Source organism: uncultured Piscinibacter sp., from assembly GCF_937952055.1.
Lineage (GTDB): Bacteria > Pseudomonadota > Gammaproteobacteria > Burkholderiales > Burkholderiaceae_C > Piscinibacter.
This window is the reverse complement of the sequence record NZ_CALFYO010000021.1, coordinates 434,390-451,016: the sequence shown is the minus strand read 5'-3', so window position 1 is coordinate 451,016 and position 16,627 is coordinate 434,390. Positions and strand designations below refer to the sequence as shown.

Genomic DNA, 16,627 nt, shown 5'->3' with positions numbered 1-16,627 from the left:
CCGGAGTCTTCTCCCGCCATGCTGACAAGAAGAAACCTGTTGTCCGCGGGAATGGCCGGCTTCGCGCTGCCGTCCTTCGCCCAGTTCCGCGTCGAGATCTCTGGCGTGGGCACCACGCAGCTGCCGATCGCCGTGCCGCGCTTTCGCGACGAGGACAAGGCGCCGCAGCAGGTCTCGGCGATCATCCGCGCCGACCTCGAGCGCAGCGGCTTCTTCCGCCCCATCGAAGCCGACGGCGTGGCCATCGACGAGACCGCGCGCCCGGCGATGGGGGACTGGCGCGGCCGCAGCGTCGACGCGCTCGCCGCCGGCTCGGTGCACCGCCTCGCCGATGGTCGCTTCGACGTGCGCTTCAAGCTCTGGGACGTGGTCAAGGGCAGCGAGATCGGCGGCCAGGCCAGCGCCGTCGACCCGGCCGACCTGCGCCTGGCCGCGCACCGCATCGCCGACTACATCTATGAGAAGCTCACCGGCGACAAGGGCGTGTTCTCCACGCGCATTGCCTACGTCACGCGTGGTGGCGGCCGCTACACGCTGCGCGTGGCGGATGCGGACGGCGAGGGTGGACAGGTGGCGTTGAACAGCCCCGAGCCGATCATCTCGCCGGCCTGGTCGCCCGATGGCCGCGAACTGGCCTACGTGTCCTTCGAAAGCCAGAAGGCGGTGGTCTACGCGCAGGAGGTGATGAGCGGCAAGCGCCGCCAGCTCGCCAACTTCCGCGGCTCGAACAGCGCGCCGGCCTGGGCCCCCGACGGCCAGACGCTCGCCGCGACGCTGTCGCGCGACGGCGGCTCGCAGCTCTATCTGCTGGATCGCAATGGCGGCAACGTGCGTCGGCTCACCAGCAGCCAGGCGATCGACACCGAGCCGGTGTTCGATTGGCCGGACGGCAAGCGGCTGTACTTCGTCAGCGACCGCGGCGGCGGTCCGCAGGTCTATCGCGTGGCGGCGGGTGGCGGCGGCGTCGAGCGCATCACGTTCGCCGGCAGCTACAACATCAGCCCGGCAATCAGTCCCGACGGGCGAACGCTCGCCTATGTCTCGCGTCAGGGCAACAGCTTCAAGCTGCACACGCTGGACCTTGGCACGCCGGGTGCGCAGCCGGTGCCGCTGACCGACACCAGCGACGACGAGAGCCCGAGCTTCGCGCCGAACGGCAAGCTGCTCATCTACGCCACGCGCGCCGGCGGCCGCGACGTGTTGATGACCACCACGCTGGATGGCAAGATCAAGGCGCGGCTGGTGTCGACCACGGCCGACGTGCGCGAGCCCACCTGGAGTCCGTACGGCCGCTGAGCGCACGATGGCGCCCTCGGCCTTCCCGTGTCCCAACCCGCCGCGCGTTGCGGCAACGACCATTCCATCCGAAGAGGAGCATTCCATGAACGCGACGCACACGAACCCTTGGCCCAAGGCTGCGCTGGCACTGATCGCTGCTGCCGTCCTGGCGGGCTGCTCGAGCACCCCGCTGGACGAAGGCAAGGCACCGGTCGAGTCGCGCAGCACAACCGGCTCCACGGCGGGTGCCGGCGGCGCGTCGTCCGGCACCTCGCAGAGCCAGGTCACGCCGGTGGACCTGGCCAAGGCGGACGCTGCCGCGATGAGCAATCTGCCGCGCGTGGTGTTCTTCGACTTCGACAGCTACGTCGTCAAGGACCAGTACCGCACCACGGTCGAGGCAAACGCCAAGGTGCTCAGCGCCGACCGCAAGAAGAAGGTCACCATCGAGGGGCACACCGACGAGCGCGGTGGGCGCGAGTACAACCTCGCTCTGGGCCAGAAGCGCGCCGAGGCCGTGCAGCGCGCATTGGCGTTGCTCGGCGCTGCCGACAGCCAGATGGAGGCGGTGAGTTTCGGCAAGGAGCGCCCGGCGGTGCAGGGCAGCGACGAATCGGCGTGGGCGAAGAACCGCCGCGCCGAACTCGTCTACCGTTGAAGCGGAGAAGCCGATGTCGGTCATCCTGCGAACGTTCGCGGTGCTGGGCCTGGCCGGCGCGTTGATCGCGCCGGCGCACGCCGGCCTGTTCGACGACGACGAGGCCCGCAAGGCCATCCTCGACCTGCGCCAGAAGCTCGAGCAGAGCAACGAGGTGCACCGCGCCAAGCAGGCCGAGCTGAATGCGCAGATGGCCGACCAGCTCTCGCAGCTCAAGCGCAGCCTGCTCGACCTGAACAACCAGATCGAGGCGATGCGCGCCGAGGTGGCGAGGATGCGCGGCCAGGACGAGCAGATCGCGCGCGACGTCGCCGAACTGCAGCGCAAGAGCAAGGACGTGCAGACCGGCATCGACGAGCGCATCCGCAGGCTCGAGCCGGTGAGCGTCACGCTGGACGAAAAGCAGTTTCTCGCCGATCCGGAGGAGAAGCGGCTGTACGACGAGGCGTTCGCGCAGATCCGCTCGGGCGATTTCGTCGCGGCTTCGGCAGGCCTGTCGTCGTTCCTGCGTCGCTACCCGCTGAGCGGCTACGCCAGCTCGGCCACCTTCTGGCTGGGCAATGCACAGTACGGCCAGCGTCAGTACAAGGAGGCGATCGCCTCCTTCCGTTCGTTGCTGTCCTCGAGCCCCGAGCACCCGAAGGCACCGGAGGCGATGCTCGCCATCGCCAACTGCCAGATCGAGCTGAAGGATCCGCGCGGGGCACGCAAGACCATTGGCGAACTCGTGCAGGCCTATCCGAAGTCCGAGGCCGCGCAGGCCGGCCGCGAGCGACTGGCGTCGCTGAAGTAGGCGCGAACCGCCGCGACAGCGGGGTGGCGCCGGGGGCGCTGCATAGAATCGCGGCATGCAAGACGTCGATCTCGCGGCCCTGAGCCGTATCGTGCTCTGGGCCGCCTTTGCGCTGGCGGTGGTGTTCGGCGCGATCGCGCAGCGCACCCACTTCTGCACCATGGGGGCGGTCTCGGACATCATGACCATGGGGGACTGGTCGCGCATGCGCATGTGGGTCGCCGCCATGGGTGTGGCCATGGTGGGCTTCAACGCGATGGTGGCGCTGGGCTGGCTGGAGGCCGCCGACACCGTCTATGCCGGGCCGCGCTTCATCTGGCTGTCGGCGCTGATCGGTGGCCTGATGTTCGGATTCGGCATGGTGCTGGCCTCGGGCTGCGGCAGCAAGACGCTGGTGCGCATCGGCGGCGGCAACCTGAAGTCGCTGGTGGTGTTCTTCGTGCTCGGCATCGCCGCCTTCGCGACCTTGCGCGGAGTCACCGCGGTGCTGCGGGTCAATACCGTGGATGCCGTGGCGATCGAGCTGGCCGCAGGGCAGGATCTGCCCTCGTTCCTGGCCGCGGCCACCGGCACGGCACGCACGACCATGGCAATGGTCGTCGGTGGCGGGCTGGGAGCGATGCTGCTCGGCTGGGCGCTGATGCGACGCGAGGGCCGCAGCGCCGACAACCTGCTCGGCGGGCTGGGCCTGGGTGCGACCGTCGTCGCACTGTGGTGGGTGTCGGGACGCCTCGGCTACGTCGCCGAAGATCCGAACACGCTGCAGGAGGCCTTCGTCGCCACCAACTCTCGACGCATGGAGTCGTTCACCTTCGTCTCGCCGACGGCCTACACGATCGATTGGCTGATCTTCTTCAGCGACAGGAGCAAGCTGCTGACCATCGCCATCGTCACCACGGTCGGCGTGGTGGTCGGCTCGGCGGCGTACGCGCTGGCCTCGGGCAGTTTCCGCTGGGAGGGCTTCCGTGATGCCCAGGACACCGCCGACCACCTGATCGGCGCGGCGTTGATGGGCGTTGGTGGCGTCACTGCGATGGGTTGCACGATCGGCCAGGGGCTCTCCGGCCTGTCGACGCTCAGCCTGACGAGTTTCGTGGCCGTGGCGGCGATCGTCGCCGGGGCGGTGGCGGGGCTGAGGTTCCAGTTCTGGCGCGTCGAGCGCTCGGCATGAGCGCCGCGACGAGCGTATTGCCGGCGACCGCCGGCGAGGCCGAGCCGGAACGGCGCTTCGGCGGTCTGCGGCGACTGTACGGCGACGAGGCCTATGCGCGCATCCGCGCGGCGCGCATCGCGGTGGTCGGCGTGGGAGGCGTGGGATCGTGGGCGGCCGAGGTGCTGGCGCGCAGCGGCGTGGCCGAGTTGACGCTGGTCGACCTTGACCACGTGGCCGAGTCGAACATCAACCGCCAGGTGCAAGCGCTGGGCAGCACCCTGGGCATGGCCAAGGTGCGTGCGCTGGCCGAGCGCATTGCCGACATCCACCCGCAGTGCCGCGTGCACGAGGTCGAGGAGTTCGCGCAGCCGGACAATTGGCCCGCCGTGCTGCCCCGGGAGGTGGACATGGTGATCGACGCCTGCGACCAGCTGCGCGCCAAGCTGGCGATCGCGGCGTGGTCGCTGGCCACCCGTGCATCGCTGGTCGTCGTCGGTGCGGCGGGCGGCAAGCGCCGGCCGCAGGCGGTGGAGGTGGACGACCTCGCCGCTGCGACGCACGACCCGCTGCTCGCGGCGCTCCGTCAGCGCCTGCGCCAGCTGCATGGTGCCGAGCGCAAGGGCAGCATGGGCGTGCGCTGCGTGTTCTCGCGCGAGCCGGTGCGGGCGCCGGCGCAGGACTGCGACGTGGAGGCCAATCTCAGCTGCCACGGCTACGGTTCGACAGCGAGCGTCACCGCGACCTTCGGCATGGTGGCGGCACAGATTGCGCTAGAATGTGCGGCTGTCGGGAGCTGAGGGCTCGCACCAAGCCGCTATATAATCGCAGGCTTTTCGGGTCGTTAGCTCAGTTGGTAGAGCAGCGGACTTTTAATCCGTTGGTCGCAGGTTCGAATCCTGCACGACCCACCACCGAAGGTGGCAAGATTTCGGGCTCTTAGCTCAGTTGGTAGAGCAGCGGACTCTTAATCCGTTGGTCGTAGGTTCGAATCCTACAGGGCCCACCAAGAATTTCCTTTTGGAAAGAAGCACTTACAGCGCAAGCGCAGTAAGTGCTTTTTTGCTTCTTGGGTTCGCAGTAAGCAGAGCGTATGCGCTGCGCTGGTGCCGTCTCGCTGCAGACCCAGCCCGCCAGTTCGACTCCTTGCGTCTTGGCGTGCGCTACGCAGCTTTGTCCGGCACTGGGCTCGTCCAAGTCCTTCACAGCAGGTCGCTGTATGTCTTGAACACGGTCTCGGCGCGATCAAGCGTGGCGCTCATCGCCGCAGTCTTCGCGTCGGTGAACTTCGGATTCCGTATCAGCCATGCCGCAGGCGTGAAGTGGTCGAACATTGGAATGGTGCTTGGCATCACCTTGAACGCAGCTTCTGCTTGCTTTAGCAGCCTTGTGGTGGAAGCGTCGGCGGCTGCGAGCTTCGCTGCGGTGAGCTTGTGCGTTCCGTCCAGCGAGTAGCAATCGTTCAGCAAGGCCGCAAACACTTCTGGCTCGAACAAGTCTTCTGTGTCACCTTCGGGGCGTCGAAGAAAGTCCGCCATCGTGTGGAAGTGACCCGCAGCGAGGACCTCGCTTCGCCGCATCAACTCGATCTTCTTCTTGTCTCCCGCGGCTTGATCAGCGAGCGCGGCAACGTGAAGTGCGTTGCCTGCAAACAGAGCCACGAAGGGAGATATTTTGTCGATGCCACCGGCCGGGCAGATGGTCCATCGCGTGTCCAGTCCTGTTCGACCTCGGCGTCGAAGAGCGTCCGACAATGCCTGGATGTAGAGGATGTCTCCTGGCCCCTCAACCAAGAGCGTGTTCTTCCCGACGAACAGTGATTGGGTCATGTCGTAGCCGAGTGCGCCCTGGAGCGGAAAGATCGTGTCGGGGTCACGAGACAAGACGTCGTTCCGAATCTTGGTCACGAGCGGAACACGTCGTTGCCCTTTGAGTTCGACTTGGTCTTCCACGATCCTGACCGAGGCAAGATCGTCAGCTGGCACCATGAACGGTGAGTGAGTGGAGTAGACGATTTGATGGTGCGGTGCCAGCTTCTCTTTGAAGAAGCGCATGAGGTCGGCTTGAGCTTTGCCATGCAACGTTAGCCCAGGTTCATCGAGCAGGAGCACGACAGGCTGCTGCGATTCCTTGACACGAGCGAACTTCACAAGGAACGAGATGAACCAGACGAAGCCAGCGCTTCGCTCAGAGAACGGCGTGTCTACACGATGGAGGCTGTTAAGAGCGGGCACACGGCGAGTTGTTGGCGTGGCTCGCCAACCAACATCCGTCTGGGCACGGGGTGAACTGGCAATCCCGACCCGGTGCCGGTACAAAAATTCTGGCCACCGCACGCCTGCCCTTCGATCGAAACTTGCCTGAACTCTGACGGTGACATCACCCTGCGTGGATGCGCCTTTACACGCGACCAACGGCGCCACCACGGCGCGCTCGACCCCGACATCGGTACTGCCGCGTGGCTGATCGCCCGGCCCTGGGTCAGCAGTACCAACCGAACCCCCCTTGATCGGGGGGGGTGTGCGCCCGTCAGGGTGACCCAGTCACGGGAAACCTCGGGTGCTATGGAGCCAGTCCGGGAGTGCAATGCTCAGACTTCCCGAGCAGCGGCGCGGCCCGGCATCACCGGCGCTTGGGCAACCGGCAGGACAACGTCACGACAATCACCATTGTTGGAGTACGAACGATGCGAGATTTCACCCCACATGTGACGCGGAGCCTGGTCGCACTGGCTGCCGTGATTGCCTTCACAGGCTACGCGACAGCTCAAAGCCGGCCGACAGCTCCGGCGAGCCGCCTCATAGGCACTGTCGCGCCTAGCCCAGCCACGGCCAGCGGCAAGGTCGAGGTCGTCGTAAAGCTGTCGGACGCGCCGCTGGCCCAGGCGCAGGGCGCCGCCGCCAAGCAGCGCGGTGGCGCCATGAGCCGTAGCCAGTCTCAGGCCTACGTGCAAAGCCTGCGCGGCAAGCAGGACGACGCAATGACGCAGATCCGGGCGCTTGGCGGTGTTGAGTTGGCGAGAGTCAGTAAGGCCCTGAATGCGGTGATCGTTTCGATCGACGCCAACCGCATGTCCGCTGTGGCCCAGATCCCAGGCGTCACTTCGGTTCGCGCCGTGGGCTCCTACCGCCTCGATCTCGCCGATACGGTGCCCTACATCGGCGCCGCCGCAGCGCAGATTGCCGGCAGAGACGGCAGCGGCGTGCGGGTCGCCGTGCTGGATTCCGGCGTCGATTACACCCACAAGAACCTCGGCGGGCCGGGCACGGTGGCGGACTACAGCGCCTGCTACGCCCAAAGGGACATGGCGCCCAGCGGCGCCTGCGCCAGCTACTTCGGCCCCACGGCGCCCAAGGTGGTCGGCGGCTTCGACTTCGTCGGCGAGCAGTGGCCCACCCTGGGCGATCGCACCGAGGACCCGAACCCGATCGACTTCGAAGGCCACGGCACGCACGTCGCCGACATCATCGCCGGTAAGAGTGCGGACGGCACGCACAAGGGCGTCGCACCCGGCGCAAGTGTCTATGCGGTGAAGGTCTGCAGCGCGGTCGCAACGTCGTGCAATGGCGTGGCGCTGCTCAAGGCGATGGACTTCGCGCTCGACCCCGACGGCGACGGTGACATCAGCGACGCGGTCGACGTCGTCAACATGTCGCTGGGATCGTCGTACGGGCAGAAGGAGGACGACCTCTCGGAGGCCAGCGCGAACGCGGTGCGCTACGGCGTCGTCGTCGTCGTGTCGGCCGGCAACAGCGCCGACCGGCCCTACATCGTCGGCTCGCCGTCGTCGACGCCGGAGGTGATCAGCGTCGCGCAGACGCAAGTGCCGAGCGCCTTGGCCTTCCCGCTCGTCGTCACCGGGATCACGCCGTCGACGATCAGCAATACCGCGACGGTGGAGTGGGCCCCGATCGGATCCGGGTTCAGCGGCGCGGTCGTCCGTCTGGGGCGAGGCTGCCCGGCGGACTCCATCTCGGCCGGGAGCCCCGCCGATCCCTATTTCAACGGCAACAGCCCGACCGGCAAGGTCGCGCTGATCGACCGCGGAGCTTGCTCGGTCAGTCTCAAGGTCGACCGCGCCCAGAAGGCCGGCGCCCTGGCGGTGATCATCGCCAACAACGCCGCGGGTGATCCCCCGTCGTTCAGCTTCGGCGGCGGCGACCTGCCGATGGTGCCGACGATCATCATCTCGCAGGCGGACGGCAATCGGATCAAGGCTGCGCTCGGTGCGACCGGTGTGAACCCGGCCGTCGTCGCCAGCGTCAGTTCGGCCGTCACCGTGCCGCTCGTCGGCAGCATGGTCGCCTCCTCGTCGCGCGGCCCGAGCTACAGCTACAACGCGATCAAGCCCGACATCGGCGCGCCCGGTGCGTCCGTTTCGGCCATCGCCGGCACGGGAACGGGCACGGAGGCCTTCGGCGGTACCTCCGGCGCCGCGCCCATGGTGTCGGGCGCCGCGGCCATCCTCGTGCAGGCGTTCCCGACCCGCTCACCGGCCGAGATCAAGGCTGCGCTGATGAATTCGGCCGAGACCAACATCCTCACCAACCCGGCCACGCTGCCGGGCGTGCTGGCCCCCATCACCCGCATCGGCGCGGGCGAGGTGCGCGTCGACCGCGCGCTGGCATCCACCGTTGCGGCCTGGGATACTGAGGATCTCACCGGCAGCCTGTCGTTCGGCTACACCTCGGCCACCAAGAACAGCACGCTCACGCGCAAGGTCACCGTGCACAACTACGGCGCGGGCACGCGCAGGCTGTCGATCGCGCCCAGCTTCCGCTACGCGGACGATGAGGCCAGCGGTGCGGTCAGCGTGAACGCGCCGGCCTCGATCTCGGTGCCCGGCAACGGCAGCGCCAGCTTCAATGTGCAGCTGCGCGTCGACGCGTCCAAGCTGCCGGCCTGGACGCTGAACGGCGGCAGCCAGGGCGGTAACGGCCCGCGGCTGCAGTCGGTCGAGTTCGACGGCTACCTGGCGCTGTCCGACGGCACCGGCACGATCACGATGCCCTGGCACGTGCTGCCGCAGAAGTCGTCGGACATCGTGCCGTCGAGCACCTCGGTCGCCGCGGGCGGCAGCCTCACGCTGGCCAACCAGGGGGCGGCGCCGAGCGACGTGTCGGTGTTCTCGCTCACGGGCACGAGCGGGCGCGTGCCGGTGTCGACCTATCCCGACGCCGGCGACAACTTTGCCGTCATCGACCTGAAATCGGTGGGCGTCCGGGCCGCAGGCGCCAACCTGCAGTTCGCGATCAACACCTTCGGCGAGCGCGCGCACCCGAACTATCCCGCCGAGTTCGACATCTATATCGACACCAACGGCGACGGCTCACCGGACTTCGTCGCCTACAACCTCGAGAACGGTGCTTTCGCTAGCAGCGGTCAGAACGTCGTCGGCGTGGTGAATCTGGCTACGGGCGCCTCCGGCGTGTTCTTCTTCACCGGCGCCGACCTGAACTCGGCCAACGCGGTGCTGACGGTGCCGATGTCCTTCCTCGGCATCACCCCGTCGAGCAAGATCACGTTCAGCATCTATGCCTTCGACAACTACTTCACCGGCAATCTGACGGACTACGTCGAGAACATGACGTATACGCCGGGAACGCCGCGCTACACGGCGGCCGACGTCACCGTGCCGGCCGGCGGCAGCAGCCCCTTGTCGGTGCAGTCAGTCGCGGGCGGCGATACGGCGTCGCCGTCGCAATCGGGTCTGCTGCTGTTCTACAGCGACGGCCGGCGCAAGAATGAGGCGCAGACGATCCTGGTGACGCCGTAGTCAGTAGCACTTCCTGGCCGTCAGCCCCGTACCTCGTTTGGTACGGGGCACTCTTGTTGTCAGGTACTGAGCGATATCGCGCATCGGCGGCGAACGCCGTCAGGCACGAAATTCCCGAGGCGACTCGCCCCTCGCAGGAGACTGACCGAATGGCGGGGCCGCACGTGCATGGTTCACGTCGATGTGGACGCGAACGAAGCGCGCACGATCAGATTGCCCTAGCCTGGGGCAGGCCCAATCGGATCTGGTTCAGTTCAGGCTCTAAGTCTGTCTGGACGCCGCTCTGCGTGAGAATGCCGATGACCGCGAATGCATATAGAACCATTGCTGCTGAAGCAGCCTAGCTGCAGCCGCTTCGTCCCATCAGGCACGCGTTATCGACGGGGCGTTGAGGGTCTGCTCGTTGGTACTCAGTTCGATAGCGTGTCATTCTGCATTGGGTTGGGTGCGTGAGTGGGTTGTGCTCAGGCACCTCGCGAATGTCGGCAGCACCCCGGCAGCGGTCGGCCGCACGACACATGACCGCAGACGTCCGCGCCCGCGACGTGACCGACCTTGCCCTCTCGGCGTGGACGGTCGGACGACAGCATCCGCTGCAAGTTCGTGGCTGTGCTCGTTCACGCGAACGACCGAGATGGGTCGAACTGAGTCGCCAGCGAGCGGCGGCTTCCGAGCGGCGAACCTCTAACGTCGGCTATCCGGCGATGAGTCCGTTGGGCTGGCCGGCTCAAGCCGACCCTCAGTTGACGTAGCCCTCGCAGAACTCAATGCCGCAAAGCGGCCCATCGATATGTCGTTACATGAACTCCACCAGGGACATCACCAGGTGCGTGGTGCCGTCGCGCCACGGCGTCTTGAGCTTCAACTCCATCCGCCCGGCGGCGTTGCACTGCTCCCGATCATTGGACGGAGCCGGGCGGATCATGTAGCGATATGGCTGTACCAGCCGGCTGCGATCGAGTGCTTCGGAGCACATCGCGGCGTGGTGGCTGAAGCCGTCGATAGTCTCGCGCGGCATCCCGCCTGTGAGGGTCAGCACCGCGGGAGTTCCCCGCGGATCCGGCTCAGTGGCGCTCGACGGCAGGGTCGCGGGCGGAAGCGCGCGGGCGTCGGCGGCGGTCGTTCAGCAGGGCGCAGGCGCCCAACACCGTGACGCTGCTGGCAGCAGACAGCAGCCATGGCGCCGCCGTGTCGCTCAGTCGCCCGGTGCTGCTGGCAAGCAGGGCGGCGCCCAGCGGGATGCCGCAGTTCACGCAGGCAACAACGCCGCCGGCATGGTTGGGCGAATGGCGCTCGGTGATGAGGGCGTAGATGAGCACGAAGGCGCCGCTGACCAGCCCAATGCTCAGGAACAGCATCGCGACCGCTGCGCCACCGGACACCGGCAGCCAGGCGACCGCAACCCACCCGAGCATGGCCAGCAGGCCCGCGACCAACAAGGCGCGCGTGCGCTGGTGCTCGCGGTCGCCAATCCAACCCCAGAACGCGGCGCCGAGGCCGTAGCCAGCGATCAGTATCGAGATCATCCATCCCGCAGCGACCGGCTCGAAGCCACCCGCCTCGAGCCACCGTGGCGCCACCACGTTGGCGAAGGCGTAGAAGGTGCCAGCCAACCCCGCCTGGAGCGCGACGCCGAGCAACACGCTACGCGAGCCCAACAACGTGATCAGCTCGCGCCAAGGGTCGCGCGGGGGCGTCACGCGCGGGTTGCGCGGGCGCATGTGCCGCCCGAGCAGGAAAGGCGCTGCCGCCAGGGCCAGCGACAGGATGCCGAGGCCAAGCCAGATGTCGCGCCAGACGACGACGCCGAGCAGCAGGGCCAGCGGCGCACCAGAGCACACCGCGCCGACGTTGCCCAGCAGGATGCCCCGCCCCGAGAACGTGGCCCTGCGCTCAGGGAAGGTCAAAGCGACGAAACGCATCAGACCCACGAAGGCGGCCGGCGAGCCGGCGGCGATCAGCACGCGTGCCAACGTCAGTTCGACGATCGAGTCACCGATGCGGAACAGGAACGACCCAGCGGCCGAGACGACGCACCCGAGCACGGCAACGCGCCGCGCGCCGATGGCGTCGGTGAGCAGGCCGGTGGGGATCATGATCGCCAGGTAGGTCCAGAAGAACACTGCGGCGAGATCGGCGGTAGCAGCCGCACTCAGCCCGAACTCGGCGCCCACTTGCGGCGCGATGGCCTGGAAGGCGGTGCGATGGAAAAGCGCGACGGCATAGCCGACGCTGAGCAGCACAGCGGTAGCCCGGTCCGCAGCGGCCAGCGAGATGTCGAGCGTGTAGGCCACGCGATGGGGCTCGGCACGCACCGCCCCATCGCGGGATGGATCCTGCTGCTCTTGTTGCATGCCTGCGCCCCTCCCCAAGCGCCGCTGTGCAGAATATTGGAGCACCGTGTGGCCGGTCCAGATGCGATTCACAAAGCAGGATTAACCCTGGTGCAGGGCTAGTGATCCTGGTCTGGGCATGCCTCACGCGCGGCCCCAGGCTCGTGATCCCGAGCCGACCCTGGATGCCGCTGGCGGCCTGTATCTGACGGCAGGCTCTGCTGAGCCCACGTTGTGCGACATCGGCCCGCGTGCCCGGATTGTGGGCAGCATCTGCGATTGCAGCACCGGCCGCCCCAGGACAGTGGCGATGATGTTGACCCGCCGCGAAGCGGCCGGCGGTAAACGGCGGCTCCTGGCCGGCTGCCGGTAGTCACGACTGGCTGCTTTGTGGATGCGAAGCGCGAAGTGCCGGCGCGGAACGACGGGCAGCTTCGGAGAAGTCCGACGGGCCGATTTGGGTCGAGTCCGCCCCCTCACGACAGACTGCTCCCGGGGCGGCCACGTCGAAGGACTGCTCTGCGGCGGTGAACTCGGCAAGCGGTCAGTCGTGTGCCGACCCAAAAGCGGTCGCTCAAGGGTTGTGACACCATCGGCTCCAAGTTGTCGATTCTTGCCGTTGCCAAAGTCCCTTCCTGCGCAGCGGCAGCTCGCTCTCAATGGAGATCGAAATGCGCAATATCGATGAGCACAACATCACCGACGCTGTCATCGCCCGGCTTTGCGATTGTCAGGATGCGCGCCTCAAGGAGGTGATGACGTCGCTGATCCGCCACCTGCACGGCTTCGTGCGCGACGTGCGGTTGACCGAACGCGAGTGGGAACAGTCCATTCGCTTTCTAACCGCCACCGGCCAGAAATGTGACGACAAACGCCAGGAGTTCATCCTGCTGTCCGACGTGCTCGGTGTGTCAATGCTGACGGTGGCCATGAACCAGTCGTGGCCCGAAGGTGCGACAGAGGCCACCGTGTTCGGCCCGTTTCACGTCGAAGATGCACCGCGCTGCGACAGCGGCGCAGACATCGCGCTGGGCGCACCCGGCAGGCCGCTCGATGTGGACATCGAGGTGGTCGATCTACGGGGTCAGCCTGTCGTCGGCGCCGAGGTTGACACCTGGCAGGCCGACGAAGACGGCCTGTACGACGTGCAGCGGCCCGAACTCGGCGAAAGGCGTCGCGCCCGCGGCGTCTTCCTCACCGACGCTGATGGCAAAGTGCGCTTCAGCTCGGTGTTGCCCACGTCCTACCCGGTACCCACGGATGGCCCGGTGGGAGAGCTGCTGCTGGCCACCGGCCGCCACCCGTGGCGCCCGGCGCACATTCATTTCCGCATCCGCGCGCCGGGGTTCGCGACCCTGATCACACACCTGTTCCACGACGGCGACAGTTACCTCGACTCCGACGTCGTGTTCGGCGTGCGCTCGTCGCTGATCGCAGACTTCGGGTGCCGTGGCGACGACGACCAGGCACGGCACACGCTGCGTCATCGATTCGTGTTGGCGCGTGCGTCGGCGCCACGATCCAACACATCGGAGTGAGGTGGTCGGACCCAAGCGGTAGAGGAGCGAAGCCACCTCATCGCGATGACTTTGCCGCCAGCCGGCGGGTCAATGCGTGACGAGCACGCGATGGCCAACAGACTTGGTCATGACAGGTTGCGTGGTTGCGCGCCAAGAGCTGCTCTCGATGAAGCTTGGATCCGATTTGACTGGCTGCTACGGCCTGGTGTGTGAGATCACGAAGGGCCGCTTTATGGCTGCGAAGCGGGAAGAGCGATGGTCTGCTGTCCGACTGCTTTGGAGCTCCGCGATGGGCAGGCTTGGGTCGAGACCTCCAGTACGCGGCGCACGGAAGCGGTCAGCCACAACCTGGACTGACGCCCGGGGTCCTTCGACCGCTTCGCTTCAGGCAGCGGCCAGTCGCGCCCGCGTAGGTGCTTGGTCCGAACGGCAGCTTGGTGACGGTCAGCGCGCGATGGGCACGCCCGGGTGACGGGCAGCAACCGCCGCCAAGCCGCCTTCTGCAGCCTGCGGGACGGCGCTCCCCAGCAGGTCGACTCGCCACCTCTGCGTCAACCTCTTCGGCTACGCAATCGCAATTGACTCGGCCGCTGCGCTCCCGCCGATCTCGCGACCCGCCGCAGCGGCCTTGTTCATGTCGGGCGACGTGACTCCTTTGAGGTGACGCTCCCATAGAGCGAGCGCAGCCGTCTTCTCGGCAACATAGTCGTGTCGTTCGTAGTGCTCTGCCTGGACCCCGCCCGAGCGGCCGTGGCTTAGCAATTGGGCACGAACATCGCGCGAAACGCCCAGCGCCTGGAGTCGCGTCTCTGCGGTCCGCCGAAGGTCCCCGGGCCTGTATCCGGCGCTTGATTTGCCTTTACGCGCCACTTCGCGGATCTCACCGCTGATCGTGGTGTGATGAATCGCCTTGACGCCACCGGAGCTGGAGAAGATGAAGTCACCTTCGCCGCGGAGCGAACTCAGCGCTGCCAGTTCTCGCGCAACGCTCGTGCTGACCGGCAGAACATGGTCGACCGCTTTGAGGCGCTTGCCCTTGGGGTCGGCGAGGCGGAGCGTCTGAGTGTTCGGGTCGTAGTTCGTCCACACGGCCCGTAGCAACTGGCGGAATCGCTGTCCGGCGAGAAGTATCAAGCAGCGGACGGTGGCTGCAAGGGCGAGGCCGGTGTCGTCGAGCCCGTTTCACAGATGCAGCAACTCGTCATCGCTCAGCACTCGATCCCGCGCATTCTCGAAGTCGACGATGCGGGGCACCAGGTGCACGGGATTGCCGGCAAGCCTGAATGTGGAGCCCTGGTTGGCAGCGCGCCTCGGGTCGAGGTCGGAGTGCGCCCCGTGCACGAAGGCTGCGTGCAGGTACGCGCGGACGATGTTCGTTTGCCGGCCGATCCCGGCCTTGATCATTCGTGCCAAGACGTCGCGAATCATCTCGGGAGTGATCGCGCGAGCTGGGAGCGGGCCGAGCTCGGGCCAGGGCTTCAGCACGTAGCGCTTGAAGGTCGCTTCCACGTCGCGTGCTGAAGGCTTGCCCTTGGCCTTGCGGTGGGCGACGTAGGCATCAAGGAGTGATTGAAACGAACCCAGCGAAGCCTTTTCCCGTTCGGCCTGAACGGTCGCCGCTCGTTCCTCGTATGCGGCAATCCTCGGGTTGACGCCTTGCTTGATGTTCTCTATGGGGGGCCTGGCCTGGCCTTGCCTCTGGCCTCTTCGAGGCTGACCGCGGGGTAGTCGCCAAGCTGAAGCTTGTCGTTGTGGCTGGCCGATCGATAGCGGAAGATCCAACTACGCCTCAAGCTCCCGCGGACTTTTCGGCACTCCACGACGAGTCGCCCGGCCCCTACCGGCAGGGCGCCGTCTGTCCTTGATTCCCCGTTGCGCAGGGCTCGGATGGCAGCATCGGTGAGCGCCCTGGCGGCAACCCGACCAAGCGGTCGGCCAGGTGCTGTGGTCGCAGATTGCGGAGCCATACGAGGGGCCATAGCAGGGTGGCTGCATGTGAACGCGATGGGACGATTCTGGATGCCCATCGGTCGGAGAGCAAGCATTCAGGCGGGTTCCAGCGCGATGGTCGGAATTTCTCAAGACGGCATGCGGCCCCACTCTGGCCGACTCTTAATCCGTTGGTCGTAGGTTCGAATCCTACAGGGCCCACCAATCAATCAACGGGGCGCTTGCGCAGGCAGGCGCCCCGTTTCGTCTTTGGCAAGCCCGGCTCATGCGCCGAACAGCAGGCCCAGCCACTCGTGCATGATCTCGCGCGTGACCACGATGCCGCTGGTCGAAGGCATCCAGTTGCGCAGGGAGCGAACCGGTCCGAGCACGTCGACCGGCGCAGCCTCGAAGGTGATGCCGCTGCCCGCGGCCGCCTCCTCGAAGGCGCGCATCGCGCGCGGCATGTGGCGCTGGTGCGTGACGAGCAAGACGCGCCGGATGTCCTGCGCCCGCAGCAGGTTCACGCTGTAAGCCGCGTTCTCGCGCGTGTCGTGCGAGCGGTCCTCGATCCACTTCAGCGGCTGCCTGAACTCCTGAGCCGCGATGCGGGCGGCGATCTGAGCTTCGGGGGTCGAGAGCTCGCGCGCCTGCGCCCAGCCGATGCCGCCGCTGAAGGCTGCCGGCGCACCCGTCTCCCGCGCGAGCCACAGCCCGTAGCGCAGCCTCTCCATCGATCGATCGGTCAGGCTGCTCAGACCGTATTCCGGAGCCAGTCCCTTGGCCCCGCCGCCCAGCACGACGATCGCCACCGGCTCGCCTGTCTTCGCCGCCGCCTTCCAGGCCGCGATGCGCTCGGCCCCGAGGGCGCCGGGCGGGCGCAGCAGCCACTCGGACAGCACGCGCGCCATGCCGGTCGTGCTGGACGCCCACAGCATCGCCGCGCCGGCGAGCACCACGGCCCAGCCGAGCTTGCGCCTCGAGCTTGCGAGTCGCGTGCCCACCAGCATCATCGCGATGAAGGGCAGCGGCGGGAGCAGCAAGGCGCCGAGGAAGGGCTTCCACGACGACAGGCCGAGCAGGACGAACAGGTCGTTCAAGGGGGGCGACAGCGTGGCCGGCGAAGGGGAGCGGCGATTGTGCGGCAGTCGCGCGGCGCGGCATGATGCCGGCTTCACCGCAATGGAGGT

At 66.9% G+C, this 16,627-nt stretch carries 14 protein-coding genes and 2 tRNA genes; 9 read left to right on the top strand and 7 right to left on the bottom strand.

Going from position 1 to position 16,627, the window contains the following annotated elements; genetic code table 11:
* The first annotated feature begins 18 nt into the window (after positions 1-18).
* The 7 genes from tolB to Q0599_RS16345 all read left to right on the top strand — a co-directional run bounded on the left by tolB (position 19) and on the right by Q0599_RS16345 (position 4,888).
* The gene (gene tolB, locus Q0599_RS16375) at positions 19-1,296 is read left to right on the top strand and encodes a Tol-Pal system beta propeller repeat protein TolB (RefSeq protein WP_298831552.1); all 1,278 of its coding nucleotides are present in this window, start codon (positions 19-21) and stop codon (positions 1,294-1,296) included.
* A gap of 85 nt (positions 1,297-1,381) precedes the next feature.
* Positions 1,382-1,936, top strand: coding sequence for a peptidoglycan-associated lipoprotein Pal (gene pal, locus Q0599_RS16370; RefSeq protein ID WP_298831549.1), 555 nt, complete (start codon positions 1,382-1,384; stop codon positions 1,934-1,936).
* A 13-nt stretch (positions 1,937-1,949) separates the two neighbouring features.
* Positions 1,950-2,729 carry a tol-pal system protein YbgF gene (gene ybgF, locus Q0599_RS16365; RefSeq protein WP_298831546.1) on the top strand — a complete coding sequence of 260 codons (780 nt, stop codon included), beginning with the start codon at positions 1,950-1,952 and terminating at the stop codon, positions 2,727-2,729.
* Positions 2,730-2,784: 55 nt separating this feature from the next.
* Complete coding sequence (locus tag Q0599_RS16360; RefSeq protein WP_298831544.1) at positions 2,785-3,900, top strand: YeeE/YedE family protein; 1,116 nt, start codon at positions 2,785-2,787, stop codon at positions 3,898-3,900.
* The gene (locus Q0599_RS16355; protein ID WP_298831541.1) at positions 3,897-4,679 is read left to right on the top strand and encodes a tRNA threonylcarbamoyladenosine dehydratase; all 783 of its coding nucleotides are present in this window, start codon (positions 3,897-3,899) and stop codon (positions 4,677-4,679) included. The genes Q0599_RS16360 and Q0599_RS16355 overlap by 4 nt, the downstream gene beginning before the upstream one ends.
* A gap of 38 nt (positions 4,680-4,717) precedes the next feature.
* Positions 4,718-4,793 (top strand) — tRNA-Lys (locus Q0599_RS16350).
* Positions 4,794-4,812: 19 nt separating this feature from the next.
* Positions 4,813-4,888: transfer RNA gene (locus Q0599_RS16345), tRNA-Lys, on the top strand.
* A 193-nt stretch (positions 4,889-5,081) separates the two neighbouring features.
* On the opposite strand, the gene Q0599_RS16340 is transcribed toward Q0599_RS16345, so the two are convergent.
* Positions 5,082-6,113, bottom strand: a complete 1,032-nt coding sequence (locus tag Q0599_RS16340) for an AAA family ATPase (RefSeq protein WP_298831538.1) — start codon at positions 6,111-6,113, stop codon at positions 5,082-5,084.
* 398 nt (positions 6,114-6,511) lie between these two features.
* Here Q0599_RS16340 and Q0599_RS16335 point away from each other — a divergent pair, with 398 nt between their 5' ends.
* Positions 6,512-9,655 (top strand): S8 family serine peptidase, encoded by a 3,144-nt coding sequence (locus tag Q0599_RS16335; RefSeq protein WP_298831535.1) that lies wholly within the window; start codon positions 6,512-6,514, stop codon positions 9,653-9,655.
* Between the two features lie 796 nt (positions 9,656-10,451).
* On the opposite strand, the gene Q0599_RS16330 is transcribed toward Q0599_RS16335, so the two are convergent.
* Together Q0599_RS16330 and Q0599_RS16325 are read right to left on the bottom strand one after the other, a co-directional pair.
* Positions 10,452-10,694 carry a hypothetical protein gene (locus tag Q0599_RS16330; protein ID WP_298831532.1) on the bottom strand — a complete coding sequence of 81 codons (243 nt, stop codon included), beginning with the start codon at positions 10,692-10,694 and terminating at the stop codon, positions 10,452-10,454.
* A gap of 25 nt (positions 10,695-10,719) precedes the next feature.
* Positions 10,720-12,009, bottom strand: a complete 1,290-nt coding sequence (locus tag Q0599_RS16325; RefSeq protein WP_298831530.1) for a nitrate/nitrite transporter — start codon at positions 12,007-12,009, stop codon at positions 10,720-10,722.
* A 650-nt stretch (positions 12,010-12,659) separates the two neighbouring features.
* Here Q0599_RS16325 and Q0599_RS16320 point away from each other — a divergent pair.
* Positions 12,660-13,526 carry a dioxygenase gene (locus tag Q0599_RS16320; protein ID WP_298831527.1) on the top strand — a complete coding sequence of 289 codons (867 nt, stop codon included), beginning with the start codon at positions 12,660-12,662 and terminating at the stop codon, positions 13,524-13,526.
* A 546-nt stretch (positions 13,527-14,072) separates the two neighbouring features.
* On the opposite strand, the gene Q0599_RS16315 is transcribed toward Q0599_RS16320, so the two are convergent.
* From Q0599_RS16315 to Q0599_RS16305, 4 genes are all read right to left on the bottom strand, one after another.
* A complete protein-coding gene (locus Q0599_RS16315; RefSeq protein WP_298831524.1) occupies positions 14,073-14,642 on the bottom strand; it encodes a tyrosine-type recombinase/integrase in 570 nt (189 codons plus the stop codon).
* 48 nt (positions 14,643-14,690) lie between these two features.
* Positions 14,691-15,290 (bottom strand): hypothetical protein, encoded by a 600-nt coding sequence (locus tag Q0599_RS16310; protein ID WP_298831521.1) that lies wholly within the window; start codon positions 15,288-15,290, stop codon positions 14,691-14,693.
* Positions 15,179-15,475 carry an Arm DNA-binding domain-containing protein gene (locus Q0599_RS26210; protein ID WP_367180958.1) on the bottom strand — a complete coding sequence of 99 codons (297 nt, stop codon included), beginning with the start codon at positions 15,473-15,475 and terminating at the stop codon, positions 15,179-15,181. Before Q0599_RS26210 ends, Q0599_RS16310 begins: the two co-directional genes overlap by 112 nt.
* A 246-nt stretch (positions 15,476-15,721) precedes the next feature.
* A complete protein-coding gene (locus Q0599_RS16305; protein WP_298831518.1) occupies positions 15,722-16,537 on the bottom strand; it encodes a YdcF family protein in 816 nt (271 codons plus the stop codon).
* Positions 16,538-16,627 lie beyond the last annotated feature (90 nt).

Bases quoted from the DNA above. Each gene is read 5' to 3' on its own strand.
- tolB (WP_298831552.1), top strand. From the start codon at position 19: ATGCTGACAAGAAGAAACCTGTTGTCCGCGGGAATGGCCGGCTTCGCG.
- pal (WP_298831549.1), top strand. From the start codon at position 1,382: ATGAACGCGACGCACACGAACCCTTGGCCCAAGGCTGCGCTGGCACTG.
- ybgF (WP_298831546.1), top strand. From the start codon at position 1,950: ATGTCGGTCATCCTGCGAACGTTCGCGGTGCTGGGCCTGGCCGGCGCG.
- Q0599_RS16360 (WP_298831544.1), top strand. From the start codon at position 2,785: ATGCAAGACGTCGATCTCGCGGCCCTGAGCCGTATCGTGCTCTGGGCC.
- Q0599_RS16355 (WP_298831541.1), top strand. From the start codon at position 3,897: ATGAGCGCCGCGACGAGCGTATTGCCGGCGACCGCCGGCGAGGCCGAG.
- Q0599_RS16325 (WP_298831530.1), bottom strand. From the start codon at position 12,009: ATGCAACAAGAGCAGCAGGATCCATCCCGCGATGGGGCGGTGCGTGCC.
- Q0599_RS16320 (WP_298831527.1), top strand. From the start codon at position 12,660: ATGCGCAATATCGATGAGCACAACATCACCGACGCTGTCATCGCCCGG.
- Q0599_RS26210 (WP_367180958.1), bottom strand. From the start codon at position 15,475: ATGGCTCCGCAATCTGCGACCACAGCACCTGGCCGACCGCTTGGTCGG.